This is a genomic window from Primorskyibacter flagellatus, from assembly GCF_900176485.1.
In the GTDB taxonomy this organism is placed as follows: Bacteria; Pseudomonadota; Alphaproteobacteria; order Rhodobacterales; family Rhodobacteraceae; genus Primorskyibacter; species Primorskyibacter flagellatus.
In genome coordinates, this window is sequence record NZ_FWYD01000017.1 from 23,035 (window position 1) to 36,572 (window position 13,538).

Consider the following 13,538-nt stretch of genomic DNA (forward strand, 5'->3'; position numbering starts at 1 on the left):
CGCATTCCAACGCACTCCCCGGAGACAGTGCCATGACTGACCTGCCGCGCAATCCTTTCAAACAGGCGTTGAAAGAGGGCCGGGTGCAGCTTGGCCTGTGGTCGATGATGCCCGATCCGTTCATTGCCGAGATGCTGGCCGAAACCGGCTATGACTGGGTCTTGCTGGATACAGAGCATTCGCCCTCGGATCTGCGTCTGGTGGCCAGCCAGTTGCAAGCGGCCCGTGGTGGATCTGCGCATATGGTTGTGCGTCCGCCGGTAAATGACCCGATAGTTATCAAACAATTTTTGGACATTGGGGCACAATCTTTGTTGCTGCCAATGGTCAATACCGCTGAAGAGGCGCGCGCTGCCGTCGCGGCGACGCGTTATCCGCCTGAAGGCATGCGCGGTGTTGCCGGTGTGACGCGTGCGTCGCGCTATGGCAAAGTCAAGGATTACGCCCTCCATGCCGCCGAAGAGATCTGTGTCTTGGTGCAGGCAGAAACCCGTCAGGCGCTGGAACAATTAGAGGATATCGCTGCGGTTGAAGGAGTTGATGGCATCTTCATTGGCCCCGCCGATCTGGCCGCAAGCCTTGGATTCCCCGGCCAGCCAACCCATCCCGAAGTGATGGACGTGATCGAGGACGCCACCGCACGCATCGCTGCTGCGGGCCTGCCTGCGGGCATCCTGACTTTTGATGCCGGTTTAATCCGGCGCGTGACCGCGCGTGGTGCTCGTTTCGTTGCGGTAGGTGTGGATATTTCGCTGTTGCAAGCATCGGCAGAGCAATTGGCGCAGAGTTTTTCTGATTTGAAAACGTGAGCGCATATATTTTGTAGCTCCGCTCCTGCCCGTTTCGGAGGCAAGATACAGAACTTGGCAAAAATCGGGCCAAGCTTGCGGAAATATTATTCCGCGGGTCAAAAATGACGGCTTTGTGCGCTCGCCTTAATGGAGTATTATTGTTTTGAGTTAATTTATTGCGGTTGTATGGGTTATTGACACGTTCACTCCGCATCTGGACGATGATGGTTCGGGTGTATTGCCCGGAAAAATAAGGAATACCTGACATGACCACGCTCTCTGCGGGTGATATTGCATTCATTGGATACACTGGGGAAAGCGTTTTAAGTTCGCTGGATGACAGTTTCGCCTTCGTGCTGTTGCGTGATGTAGATGCATCGACCGTCATCAATATCACCGATAGTGAGTATCAGGCCGGCGTCTTGCGCGGTGACGAAGGCAATATCCGCTGGGTGTCCGGGACTGCGCTGACGGCGGGTACCGTGGTCTCGATTGCTGCAAATGCAAATGCCAACACAATCTCCGCCAGCGTCGGAAGTGCTTCTTTTGATAGCAATGGCGGCTTCTTTCTCAACAGTTTCTCCTCGTCCACTGCGGGTGACCAACTCATTGCCTTCCAGGGCAACGCAGGCGCGGGCGAGACGCCGATCGCGGCGCTCAACACCCGCCCGTCTGGCTGGGATCTGGCCGCGACTGGATCGGATTCGCAGCTTCCTCCGGGTCTGACCGATGGCGTGGATGCGCTGCATTTTATTGATACCGGCGTGGTCGATGAATTCGACAACGGCTATTACAACGGGCCAACCAGCGGCACTGCCGAATTTCTGCTGGCCGCGATCAACACGGCGAGCAACTGGGTCGGTCAGAACACGGCTTACCCGACATCGCCGTTTGTCACGGCATTCTCGATCTCGGCCGATCTGCCGCCGCAGGAAATTGCCATTCTGGGCGGCGCGAACGAGATTGTCGACGGCGATTCCACACCCACCATCGTTGATGGCACAGTCTTTGGCGCGGTAGAGGTGACCGGCGGGAACACAAGCCGCAGCTACTCTGTCGCGAACCAGGGGGGGGATCCGCTGAACGTGTCCTCGATCCAGATTACCGGGGCGCATGCCAGTGACTTCTCGGTCACAACGTCGCCGGTGGGGGCTATCGCGGGGTCTTCCAGCGCGCTGCTGACAGTGCAGTTCAACCCATCGGCCGGCGGCGCACGCACCGCCACGATCACCGTCAGCAGTGATGACGCGGACGAGCCGAGCTACAGCTTCGATGTGTACGCATCCGGTGCCAATCCCGGCTCTGCCACCACGCTTGCTGCGGGCGATATTGCCTTTGTCGGGTATAACGCGGATCAGCCTGACGCATTCGCATTTGTTCTGATGACCGATGTGACGGCGGGTACCACGATCAAGTTCACCGATGGCGGCTGGACCGGAACGACGTTCCGTTCAACGGAAGGGGCGGTGCAATGGACCGCGCCGTCGGATCTGAGTGCAGGCACCGTGATTACCTATGATGATGCTTCCGAAAATGGCGGGTTGGATTTCTCCGAGGCGGATACCGGGTTTTTTACGGGTAGCTTCGATATTGGCACCTCGGGCGACCAGATCATTGCATATCAGGGAACGGCGAATGTGGCGGGCAATGCCAGCACGAACATCGCCGCGATCCACTTCGATTCGGACACGTTCGACAACGTCTATGTAGACGGGACCGGTGCCTCGCTTCTGCCGACCGGATTGGTTGACGGCGATACTGCGATCTCTTTCGGCAATGGTGCGTCAGAGTTTGACAGCGGCGTCTGGACACCCTCTGCCCAGGCGACCGAGGATCTGCTGCGCCAGTCGATCAACAACGACAGCAACTGGACCGGTTCGGATACGCCACAAACGTTGCCTGCGGGGCCTTATGTGCCGACTGGCGGGCCGGTCGCACCGGAGATTGATGTGCTTGGAAATGCCGTTCCGATCGCTTTGGGCGACAGCACGCCGTCATGGGACGATGCCACGATATTTTCTCCCGTCGGCGTCGATGACGGCGGGGTCACGGCGACCTACACGATCCGCAACACCGGTAGCGGAACGCTGAACATCGCCTCCGTTGCTGTAAGCGGTGCCGATGCCGCACAATTTTCCATTACAAGTGCCCCGGCCTCCAGCGTGGCTGCCGGGGCCTCTACCACTGTGACGGTCACCTTCGATCCGTCAGCCGCCGGACGGCAGGATGCAACAATCACGGTCAACTCTGACGACGCCGACGAAAGCGCCTACAGCTTCGACATCAGTGGAACCGGAATCGCCGCAGGTGGTGGAACGGCATTGTCGGCTGGCGGCGCCGCGATCATTGGCTATAACTCTACAGGGGCTGACAATTTCGCCTTTGTTCTGCTGAATGACGTGATTGCGGGGACCGAATTGCGGTTTACCGATGGTGGCTGGACCGGGACGACCTTCCGTTCCGGCGAAGGTGCGGGGCGCTGGATCGCGCCCACGGATCTGTCTGCGGGCACTGTTATCACCTATGACGATCTGCTGACCAATGGCGGCGAGGATTTCTTTCCGGTCCTCAACGCATATTTCTCGGGATCGTTCGGCCCGTCGAGTGCTGGCGACCAGATCATGCTGTATCAAGGTGTCGCAGATATCAGCGGGGCAGCTGTTAGCAATGTATTCGCGCTGCATTTCGATGCCTCCAATTTTGATACAATCTACGCTGATACAACTGGAAATTCCCTTGTGCCGACGGGGCTGATCGACGGGGTCAACGCAATCTCTCTGGGCGAGAATCCAGTCGTCTCGATTCCCGAATATGAAAACGGCGTTTATACAGGTCCCACCAACTTGTCATTTCCTGCATTACTGCTTGCGATCAGTGACGAGACCAACTGGACGCTCTCGCACACTGTTGCACAGACTTTGCCATTAGGCCCACTTGGCGACACCGCGCCGACGGTAGATGTAAACACCGGGCTGGCCGTTTCTGAAGAGGCGAGCGTCACACTGACGACTGCCATGTTGCTGGCCACCGATGCCGAAGGCGACACGCTGACCTATACCGTCACCAGCCTGCCCGCCGCCGGTACGTTGACGCTGTCGGGAACGCCGCTGGCAGCGAATGACACGTTCACGCAACAGGATATCATTGACGGCAACGTGGCTTGGGCCGATGGCGGTGCCGGGATTCTGTCGACCTATGACATTGTGCTGTCCCTGTCGGACGGGAGCAACGTGCAGGCTGTGACGGTGAATGTTGCTGTAACGCTTACAGATGATGCGCCACAACTGGCCGGATTGACCCCGGATCTGAGCGTTGCCGAAGATACCGTCGTAGATCTGGACCTTAGTCAGCTTGACTATTCCGACGAAGAAGATGCGATCAACACCCTGACGATTGACGCCGCGACCGGCACGTTCCAAAGCGTCGCGGACGGGGCCGGGCTGGGCGTTACCGAGGTTCTGGTGGATGCAAATACCGTCACGCTGAGTGGCACGCAGGCCGCGATAAATGACTATCTGAACGTCGCGGGCAACATCCAATATCTTGGTCAGTCTGACTTGTCGGGCGACGATGCCGACGCGCTGAGTTTTGCCGGTTTTGACGGCGTCAACACGACACCGCTGGGAAGCGTCGCGATTGACATCGTGAACGATCCCGAGCTTACGCTTACGATTGATCAATCCTCCATTTCCGAAAATGGCGGCACGGCCACCGGAACGGTGACTCGCGATGGTGCGACCACCGATGCGTTGATTGTCACGCTCGGGACAGATGATCCTAGCGAAACCTCTGTTCCGGCTACAGTGACGATCCTTGCGGGAAACAGTTCTGCAACATTCTCTGTTCAGGGCGTTGATGACGCGGTGTTGGACGGCACGCAGACCGCAACGCTAAGCGTGTCCGCCACTGGCTATACGGGCGACAGCGAAACGCTGGATGTGACCGATGACGACGTTCTGACGGCTGTTGATGACCTGTTCACCTTTGCCGATACGGTGACAGGGGTCGTCGCGGGGCTTGATGTCTTTGCCGCCAATCCCACGCTGATCGACGTGTTCGCGCCGCTTGGCGGGGTGGTGACGCAGGTCAATGGCAGTGCCCTTGGCGTCGGGGCGGATGTTTCGCTGGGTTCGGGGAACACCGTCAATCTGGGGTCCGGCGGACAGCTGACCTACACGATCAATGCGGATAATGAATGGCTGCCCGTCGGCGATGTCCTGACCGAGACCTTTACCTATCAGCTTGGCGGACTCAGCACCGCGACCGTGACATTGCGCATCGAAGGTGTAGACAACGACGACCTGTTCACGCCGACGTCCGGTGCCGATACGTTCGATGGGGGCATCGGCACGAACAGCATTAGCTACGCGGCCGCGACGGCCGGAGTTGTTGTGGACCTTGCCAACTCTGCCAACAATGGCGGCGCAGCGCTGGGTGACGTGCTGGCAAATTTCCAGATCATCACTGGCAGTACCTATGACGACGTGCTTAGCGGTTCGGGCGGTGCGGAAGTGATCAACGCACTGAGTGGAAATGATGTGCTGCAAGGGCGCGGCGCGGGGGATACTCTGAATGGCGGCGATGGGCTTGACTGGCTGTCCTATGCGGATTCCGCCGTCGGCGTAACAGTCGACCTGGGCGCCGGGACCGCCACCGGCGGAGATGCCGCTGGTGACAGTTTCACTGGCATCGAGCGCGTTCTGGGCAGCGCCCAAAGCGACACCCTGACCGGTTCTGCCGAGGGCGATACCTTGCGTGGTGGTGGCGCAGGCGACAGCATCGTCGGCGGTGACGGTCGCGACTGGGCCGATTATCGCGGCGCGGGCGGTGCCGTGCAGATCGATCTCAACGCCGGGACGGCTGCTGGTGCGGCGGGCAACGATACGCTTGCAACCATTGAAAACCTGATCGGTACCGGTTTTGCTGACGATCTGACCGGCAATAGCGACGCGAATGTCTTGCGCGGCGGGCTGGGCGCAGACAGGCTTTTCGGTATGGCAGGTGCCGACTGGGCAGACTATCGCGACTCCGGTGTTGCCGTCTCAGTGAACCTGGCCACCGGCGTGGCGACCGGTGGCACAGCTGCCGGCGACGTGTTTAACAGCATCGAGAACCTTCTGGGTTCTGATGGCGATGACACGCTGACCGGGGACACCCTGGTTAATGTCCTGCGCGGCGGGGCAGGGGCCGATGTCCTGACGGGCACGGGCGAGGATTGGCTGGATTATCGCGGCTCAGATGCCGTGACCGTCAACCTGCTGACTGCGACTTTCCTGGGCGGCGACGCTGTCGGAGATACGGTTTCCGGACTTCCGAACCTGTTGGGAACCGCCGAAGCGGACAGCCTGACAGGCGATTCGAATGACAACATCATTCGCGGCGGCGGCGGCCATGATACGATGGACGGCGGCGCGGGGTTCGATTGGCTTGATTACCGCGATGCATCCGCAGCCGTCATGATCGACACGGGTACGTCGGTCGCAGCGGGTTGGGCGACTGGCGACAGCTTTACCGGTTTCGAGGGCGTCATTGGGTCAGACTTTGCCGATAATTTGACCGGGTCCAACTCTGCCGCCGTCGACGAGGTCTTTCGTGGCGGTTTGGGGGCCGACACGCTGGACGGCGGGCTTGGAATCGATTGGCTGGATTATCGTGGCGGCGCAGGGCCGGTAAGCGTTTCGCTGGATGCCGGGGCCGGCACGGACGGCGATGCCGCCGGAGACGTGGTGTCAGGTTTTGAAAACCTCATCGGCACCGGCTTCGGTGATATGCTTGAAGGCGATGGGAACGCGAACCTTATCCGAGGGGGCGACGGGGCGGACGAGATCAACGGTCTTGGTGGTGATGATACGCTCATGGGCCAAGATGGCGACGACACATTTATCTTCGGGGCAGGCAGTGACGATATTTATGGTGGGGCCGGCACGGACATATTAGATGTGTCGGGCCGTAATTCTGCGGACTTCACGATTGTCACCAACAGCGCTACCCATGTCACGATGACCGACCTTACGTTCGGAGATGTGGACGAGCTTTACTACGTTGAAAGCATCGTATTCGCCGATACCACCCTGCTGATCTGACGAGATGACATTGCGCTTGGAGCATATACCAAAGCGCCAGGCGCAATGTGTCAGTGCGTGTTTCGGAAATCGCCGCTGTCCAACACCGGTGCCACATCCAGTTCTGCCGCATCCAGCATCGCCGCGATACGTTCCAAAGACGAGATCAACTGCGCCTGCTCCCATTCCTGCAATGCCTCGAACTGCCGCACGTAGCGTTGTTGCAGGGCGTCCGGCGCAGTATCCACGGTTTCTACTCCGCGCGGTGTCAGCGTGATATTGATCTGTCGCCGATCCGCTTCGGATTTGGTGCGACACACCATGCCCTGCTTTTCCAGCTTGTCGATCAATGATGTGATGGTCGCTTGCGACACGCCCATCTGCTTGGAAATGTCCTTTGGCGTCATCATGGCATTTTCGGACACGATCTGAAGCACGCGGAACTGCACGGCGGTCAGCCCTGCGGCCGAGGCCAGTTTCCGCCCATAAAGCTCTGTCGCGCGCAAAATCTTGCGCAGCGCGATCAGGCTGATGTCAGTCCGGTTCATCTTCGCCAACTCTCTGCTAACCTGCTCTATCGTGGCAGAAGCAGTAGAATGTTTCAATTCAGCGAAGTGATTTGACAGTCGTTTGTGTTCGTTTTGTTGCATCATGGCCTAAAGCTAAGGAGTTTTGCGATAATTTCAAATAGTTTAAGCATTAAACGCAAAATATACTTTGCTTCTTGAAATTTCAGACCTCACACTATATTTAGCTAATCGAAGGAAATAATGAGAGCGTGAACTTATGACCAAGCAGCTAGAATTCCGTAAGCCGACAGCCAAGGACGGGTCCGACATCTGTGACCTCATTGAGGCGTGCAAGCCGCTCGACGAGAATTCAATGTACTGCAATCTGATCCAGTGCGACCACTTCGCCGACACTTGCATTGTCGCGGAGCAAGACGGTCAAATCTTGGGTTGGATCTCGGGGCATATTCCACCTTCGCAAGAGGACACGCTCTTTGTCTGGCAGGTTGCCGTTCATCCGGATGCGCGCGGGATCGGTCTTGCTGGCCGTATGCTGGCAGATCTGATCGAACGTGACGAATTGGATGATGTAAAGCAAATCCAGACGACGATCACCGGGGACAATGATGCGTCCTGGGGCCTGTTCAAGGGCTTTGCAAAGCGCATCGGTGCGGACGTTTCGGACGAACCGCATTTCACACGCAAGGATCACTTTGACGGACGGCACGCGACCGAGCACATGGTCACCATCGCCTTCCGCGAGGCTCTGCGCAAAGCAGCCTGATCCACCTCTCACCCCCAGTCTTTTCACTCGATTGCACAATCGAAGGATACCCCATGTCTACTGAAAACATCGCCGACACCACAATTTATACCCGCCGCGAATCTGAAGCGCGCAGCTACTGCCGCAGCTTCGATACGGTGTTCACCTCTGCCTCTGGTTCGGAAATGACCGATTCCAAGGGCGAAACCTATATCGATTTTCTCGCCGGCTGCTCGTCGTTGAACTACGGGCATAACGACCCAGATATGAAGGCTGCGCTGATCGACCATATCAGCCGTGACGGGATGAGCCACGCGCTCGACCTGCACACCGATGCCAAATCGCAGTTTCTGGAGGCGTTCGAGCGCCTTATTCTGAAACCGCGCGATATGGACTACAAGGTTATGATGACCGGTCCGACCGGCACCAATGCCGTTGAGGCCGCGATGAAGCTGGCCCGCAAGGTCACTGGTCGCCGGAACATCATCGCCTTCACCAATGCGTTCCACGGCATGACCATGGGCGCGCTTAGCCTGACCGGTAACTCGTCCAAGCGCGGTGGCGCTGGCGGTGGTCTTTTGGCTGACGTTACGCACATGCCCTATGATGGCGCTTTCGGTGAGGGCGTGGATACGCTGGCACAGATCGAAATGATGCTGTCCAACGGATCGAGTGGTATTGATGCCCCGGCCGCGTTTATTGTGGAGCCTGTCCAGGGCGAGGGTGGTCTGAACGCCGCATCGACCGAGTGGATGCAGGGCATCGCGCGTCTCGCCAAGGAACATGGCGCATTGCTGATTGTCGACGACATTCAGGCGGGTTGTGGCCGTACCGGCACGTTCTTCAGCTTCGAGAAAATGGGGATTGAGCCCGATCTTATCCCGATGGCCAAATCCTTTTCCGGAATGGGCCTGCCATTCGCGGCACTGCTGATCAAACCAAAGCATGACATCTGGAAGCCGGCTGAACACAACGGCACCTTCCGTGGCAACACCCATGCCTTCGTGACGGCACGCGTCGCGATCGAGAAATTCTGGGCCGATGACACTTTCCAGCAAATGCTGGGCGAAAAGGCGATGATGCTGACCAGCGGACTGCAGGCCATTGCCGAGGAAGTTCCGGGCGCGTCACTCAAAGGACGCGGTCTGATGCAGGGCATCGACGTCGGCTCTGGCGAGCTGGCCTCTGAAATCTGCGCCCGTGCCTTCGAAATGGGCCTCATCATCGAAACATCGGGTGCCGAAGACGAAGTCGTCAAGGTTCTCGCCCCGCTGACCACGCCGAACCAACTGTTCCGCAAGGGGCTGGATATTCTGCTCGACGCCACCCGCGCCACCGTGGCGGGCCACCGTCTGGCAGCACAGTAAGAAGGAAAGCCGACAATGATTGTTCGTGACTTCAATAAGATTGTAAAAGACGAAAAGACCCGTGTGGTTTCTGATGCTGACTGGACATCCGTGCGGATGTTGCTGGCAGATGATGGCATGGGGTTTTCGTTCCATATCACGTTTCTCGACGCAGGCTCGGAGCACACGTTCGAGTACAAGAACCATTTTGAGAGCGTGTATTGCATGAAGGGCGAAGGTTCGATCACCGATCTCGCGACCGGCGAGACGCATGAAATCCGCCCCGGCGTGATGTATGCTCTCGACAAGCACGACCGTCACGTTCTGCGCGCCGAGAAAGAGCTGGTCATGGCCTGCTGTTTCAACCCGCCTGTGACCGGCAAGGAAGTGCACCGTGAAGACGGGTCTTACGAGCTCGTCGACTCTTGAACGCCAGAAAAGGCCCCATCGGGGCCGGGATGGATCAACTGATGACCAAAACATCGCATACTGTCGAGAAAATCGGCGGCACATCTATGAGTCGCGTGAAAGAACTGCGCGACACACTGATCGCCGGACCGCATCGACAGAACAACCTGTATAACCGAATTTTTGTGGTCTCTGCCTTTGGCGGGATCACCGATCTGCTGTTGGAACATAAGAAGTCCGGCAAGCCGGGTGTCTACGCATTGTTTTCCAATGCTGATGACGATCACGGTTGGCTGGATGCGCTGACAGAAGTTGGTCGCGAAATGTCCAAGGCGCATATGGATGTGCTGGATCACGCGGCGGATCGGCAATCGGCCGATGAATTTGTGCGCGACAGGATCGAAGGTGCCCGTAGCTGCCTGTTCGATCTTCAGCGGTTGTGCTCTTACGGGCACTTTCGTTTGTCGCACCACATGATGGTGATCCGCGAGCTTCTGTCCGGTCTGGGCGAAGCGCATTCGGCGTTTGTGACCTCGCTGCTGTTGCAGCGGCATGGCGTGAACGCGCGGTTTGTCGATCTGTCAGGCTGGCGCGACAGTGCCGAGGTTGATCTGGAAACCCGGATCAAGCAGGGTCTGGCGGATGTTGACCTAACGACTGAATTGCCGATCGTCACCGGGTACGCCCAGTGTTCCGAAGGTTTGATGAAGGAATTTGACCGCGGCTATTCCGAGGTTACATTCTCGAATCTTGCGGCACTGACCGACGCGAAAGAGGCGATCATCCATAAGGAGTTTCACCTCTGTTCCGCCGATCCGCGTCTTGTGGGCGAGGAAAACGCCCGCAAGATCGGTCGCACGAATTATGATGTGGCGGATCAGTTGTCGAATATGGGGATGGAAGCGATCCATCCGAAAGCTGCCAAGATCCTGCGCCGGGCTGAAGTACCGCTGCGGGTCACCAACGCGTTTGAACCCGAAGATCCCGGCACGCTGATTGACGAAGCCCCCGCAGATGTGCCGTCGGTCGAGATTGTGACAGGTCTGGACGTGGTTGCGCTGGAACTGTTCGAGCCGGATATGGTCGGGGTCAAAGGCTATGACACTGCGGTGCTGGAAGCGCTGCGCCGTCACAATGTCCGGATCGTTTCAAAGACGTCGAATGCCAACACGATCACGCATTATGTCGAGGCGTCGCTGAAAACCGTGCGCCGCGTGTCTGCCGATCTGGAAAAGCTCTACCCGTCAGCCGAGCTGCAGGTGCGTGCGCTTGCCATTGCTTCGGTCATCGGGCGCGATCTCTCCGGATTGAAGGTTCTGTTGCGTGGTCTGACCGCGATGGACCGCGAAGATATCGAGGTTCTGGGTGCCCATCAGGGGCCACGCCGTGTGGACGTTCAGTTCGTCATCGGCCGCGACCATCTGGGGGCTGCGATCAAGACCCTGAATGCCGAATATATCGGCCAGGCCGAGCTGCATGATGCAGAGGCGAACCTGGTCAAAAAGCGCGCCGCCTGACACGCGCGCCTTGCGGACAAAGGAAAAGAAGACCGCGCCGGATTATCCCGGCGCGGTCTTTTTTCGTTACGCTACAGCGCAGACCGGCGTGGTCGCTTGCCTAGCTGCGGATGCCCGAGAACTGCTCTTGCCAGCCTTCGCGCTCTTCATCCGAGATTTTTCGGAAAGTCACGTCGGGGACGGTGAAGGCGTGGCCGGGTGTCAGCAGTTGCAGGGCCGCGGGCACATCGTCGGGCCAGCTGTCATCCTCGGTCTGCATCGCCTCCATCATCTGCGCTGACGCGTCGGGGATGAAGGGCGCTGACAGCACCGCATAAAGCCGGATCAGGTTCAGCGCGAGGCGGATCTGCATCGCAGCGGCCTCGGGGTCTGTCTTGAAGGTCGTCCAAGGCGCGGCGTCTTGCAGATATTCATTCCCTGCTACCCAGATTGCCCGCAATTCGCCAGCCGACTTGCGGACATCCATCGCCTCCATATGGGCCTCATAGGCGCGAATGCGGGTGCTCAGAGTCTCGATCAGCGCCTCTTCACGCGGGCCGTAAGCGCCGCCTTCGGGCACGGCTTCGGAGAATTTCGAGCGACAGAACTTGGTCACGCGGCTGACGAAATTGCCCAGCACATCCGCCAGATCCTTGTTCACCGAGGTCTGGAAATTCTCCCATGTAAACTCGCTGTCGCTGCTTTCGGGCGCGTGGCTCAGCAGCCACCAGCGCCAATAATCCGCAGGCAGGATTTCCAGCGCCTGATCCATGAAGACACCGCGGCCCTGCGAGGTGCTGAACTGACCACCGTCATAATTCAGGTAGTTGAAGCTCTTGATGTAATCCACTAGCTTCCACGGCTCGCCCGATCCCAGAATGGTCGCGGGAAAGCTGAGCGTGTGGAACGGCACGTTATCCTTGCCCATGAACTGGGTATAGCGCACGTCGTCAGCGCCCTTGTCGGTCCGCCACCAGCGCTCCCAATCGGTGCCTTTGCCCGCATCCACCCATTCCTGCGCGGCGGCGATATATTCAATCGGCGCATCGAACCAGACGTAGAAGACCTTGCCCTCCATGCCCGGCCAGTCCTCGGTGCCTTTCTTGACCGGTACGCCCCATGCCAGATCGCGGGTGATGCCCCGGTCCTGAAGCCCGTCGCCATCGGTCAGCCATTTCTTCGCGATCGAGGTGGTCAGGATCGGCCAGCCCTCGCGCGTGTCGATCCACTCTTCCAGCTGGTCCTTCATCTGCGACTGACACAGATACAGATGCTTGGTCTCGCGGACTTCCAGATCGGTTGATCCGGAAATCGCGCTGCGCGGGTCAATCAGATCCGTGGGATCAAGCTGCTTGGTGCAATTCTCACACTGGTCGCCGCGCGCCTTGTCGTAGCCGCAGTTCGGGCAGGTGCCCTCGATATAGCGGTCGGGCAGGAAGCGCCCGTCGGTGTTGGAATAGACCTGTTTTTCGCTGACTTCGCGGATCAGCCCCGCATCGGCGAGACGCCCGGCGAAATGCTGGGTCAGCGCCTTGTTCTGCTCGCTGGAGGATCGCCCGAAATGGTCAAAAGACAGCCGGAAGCCGTCGGCGATGCCTGATTGGACCGCGTGCATCTCTGCGCAATATTCAGCCACCGGCTTGCCGGCCTTCGCGGCGGCCAGTTCGGCAGGGGTTCCGTGTTCGTCCGTAGCGCACAGAAACAGCACCTCGTTGCCGCGCGCGCGTTGAAACCGGGCGTAAAGGTCTGCGGGCAACTGGCTGCCCACGAGGTTGCCGAGGTGCTTGATCCCGTTGATATAGGGGATCGCCGAAGTGATAAGATGGCGTGCCATGAAAGTCCTTGTCTTCAGTCCGCCTTCCTCTAACGTCTAACGCGGCCAAGGACCAGAGGGCAGGGCGGGCAACCGTCCCGCCCTTTCGCGGAAACCGCCATCAGTCGTTCGATGACAACGCTGGCGCGCGGCGCATAGACAGCGCGGGTGGGGCCGTCCGATGCAGGTCACGGGCATTGGTGCCAGAGCGAAGCAGGGGTGTGACAGCGATCAACGGCGTCAGGGTGCTACTTGTGCAATTGCGCCGCCCAGGTCTTGCCCGACCCTGACAGTGTGATCCGGGGCGGGTGATTTCTTGGCAATCGCGACCAAAGCGGCCTTGCCAAGCT

At 58.7% G+C, this 13,538-nt stretch carries 8 protein-coding genes; 6 read left to right on the top strand and 2 right to left on the bottom strand.

The window, feature by feature from the left end; translation table 11 throughout:
• Positions 1–32 precede the first annotated feature (32 nt).
• Both B8991_RS15995 and B8991_RS16000 read left to right on the top strand, forming a co-directional pair.
• Entirely contained in the window at positions 33–809 is a 777-nt protein-coding gene (locus tag B8991_RS15995; protein ID WP_084353950.1) for an HpcH/HpaI aldolase family protein, read from the top strand.
• 248 nt (positions 810–1,057) lie between these two features.
• Positions 1,058–6,874 (top strand): choice-of-anchor D domain-containing protein, encoded by a 5,817-nt coding sequence (locus B8991_RS16000; RefSeq protein ID WP_084353951.1) that lies wholly within the window; start codon positions 1,058–1,060, stop codon positions 6,872–6,874.
• Between the two features lie 50 nt (positions 6,875–6,924).
• Here the strand turns inward: B8991_RS16000 and B8991_RS16005 are convergent, their stop codons facing one another.
• Complete coding sequence (locus B8991_RS16005; RefSeq protein WP_084353952.1) at positions 6,925–7,401, bottom strand: MarR family winged helix-turn-helix transcriptional regulator; 477 nt, start codon at positions 7,399–7,401, stop codon at positions 6,925–6,927.
• A 238-nt stretch (positions 7,402–7,639) separates the two neighbouring features.
• Between B8991_RS16005 and ectA the strand changes: the two genes are divergently transcribed.
• Genes ectA through B8991_RS16025 form a run of 4 tightly spaced genes read left to right on the top strand, consistent with a single transcriptional unit; the run spans position 7,640 to position 11,396 of the window.
• On the top strand, positions 7,640–8,146 hold the full coding sequence (gene ectA, locus B8991_RS16010) for a diaminobutyrate acetyltransferase (protein ID WP_084353953.1): 507 nt from the start codon (positions 7,640–7,642) through the stop codon (positions 8,144–8,146).
• Positions 8,147–8,199: 53 nt separating this feature from the next.
• Positions 8,200–9,492, top strand: coding sequence for a diaminobutyrate--2-oxoglutarate transaminase (gene ectB, locus B8991_RS16015; RefSeq protein ID WP_084353954.1), 1,293 nt, complete (start codon positions 8,200–8,202; stop codon positions 9,490–9,492).
• A 15-nt stretch (positions 9,493–9,507) separates the two neighbouring features.
• Positions 9,508–9,900: an ectoine synthase gene (locus B8991_RS16020; RefSeq protein ID WP_084353955.1), complete on the top strand. Its 393-nt coding sequence runs from the start codon at positions 9,508–9,510 to the stop codon at positions 9,898–9,900.
• A gap of 41 nt (positions 9,901–9,941) precedes the next feature.
• A complete protein-coding gene (locus tag B8991_RS16025; protein WP_084353988.1) occupies positions 9,942–11,396 on the top strand; it encodes an aspartate kinase in 1,455 nt (484 codons plus the stop codon).
• A 100-nt stretch (positions 11,397–11,496) separates the two neighbouring features.
• Here the strand turns inward: B8991_RS16025 and metG are convergent, their stop codons facing one another.
• The gene (gene metG, locus B8991_RS16030; protein ID WP_084353956.1) at positions 11,497–13,209 is read right to left on the bottom strand and encodes a methionine--tRNA ligase; all 1,713 of its coding nucleotides are present in this window, start codon (positions 13,207–13,209) and stop codon (positions 11,497–11,499) included.
• Between the last annotated feature and the right edge of the window lie 329 nt (positions 13,210–13,538).

Excerpts from the sequence above, each read along its gene's own strand:
- B8991_RS15995 (WP_084353950.1), top strand. The coding sequence starts at position 33 with ATGACTGACCTGCCGCGCAATCCTTTCAAACAGGCGTTGAAAGAGGGC.
- B8991_RS16000 (WP_084353951.1), top strand. The coding sequence starts at position 1,058 with ATGACCACGCTCTCTGCGGGTGATATTGCATTCATTGGATACACTGGG.
- B8991_RS16005 (WP_084353952.1), bottom strand. The coding sequence starts at position 7,401 with ATGAACCGGACTGACATCAGCCTGATCGCGCTGCGCAAGATTTTGCGC.
- ectA (WP_084353953.1), top strand. The coding sequence starts at position 7,640 with ATGACCAAGCAGCTAGAATTCCGTAAGCCGACAGCCAAGGACGGGTCC.
- ectB (WP_084353954.1), top strand. The coding sequence starts at position 8,200 with ATGTCTACTGAAAACATCGCCGACACCACAATTTATACCCGCCGCGAA.
- B8991_RS16020 (WP_084353955.1), top strand. The coding sequence starts at position 9,508 with ATGATTGTTCGTGACTTCAATAAGATTGTAAAAGACGAAAAGACCCGT.
- B8991_RS16025 (WP_084353988.1), top strand. The coding sequence starts at position 9,942 with ATGACCAAAACATCGCATACTGTCGAGAAAATCGGCGGCACATCTATG.
- metG (WP_084353956.1), bottom strand. The coding sequence starts at position 13,209 with ATGGCACGCCATCTTATCACTTCGGCGATCCCCTATATCAACGGGATC.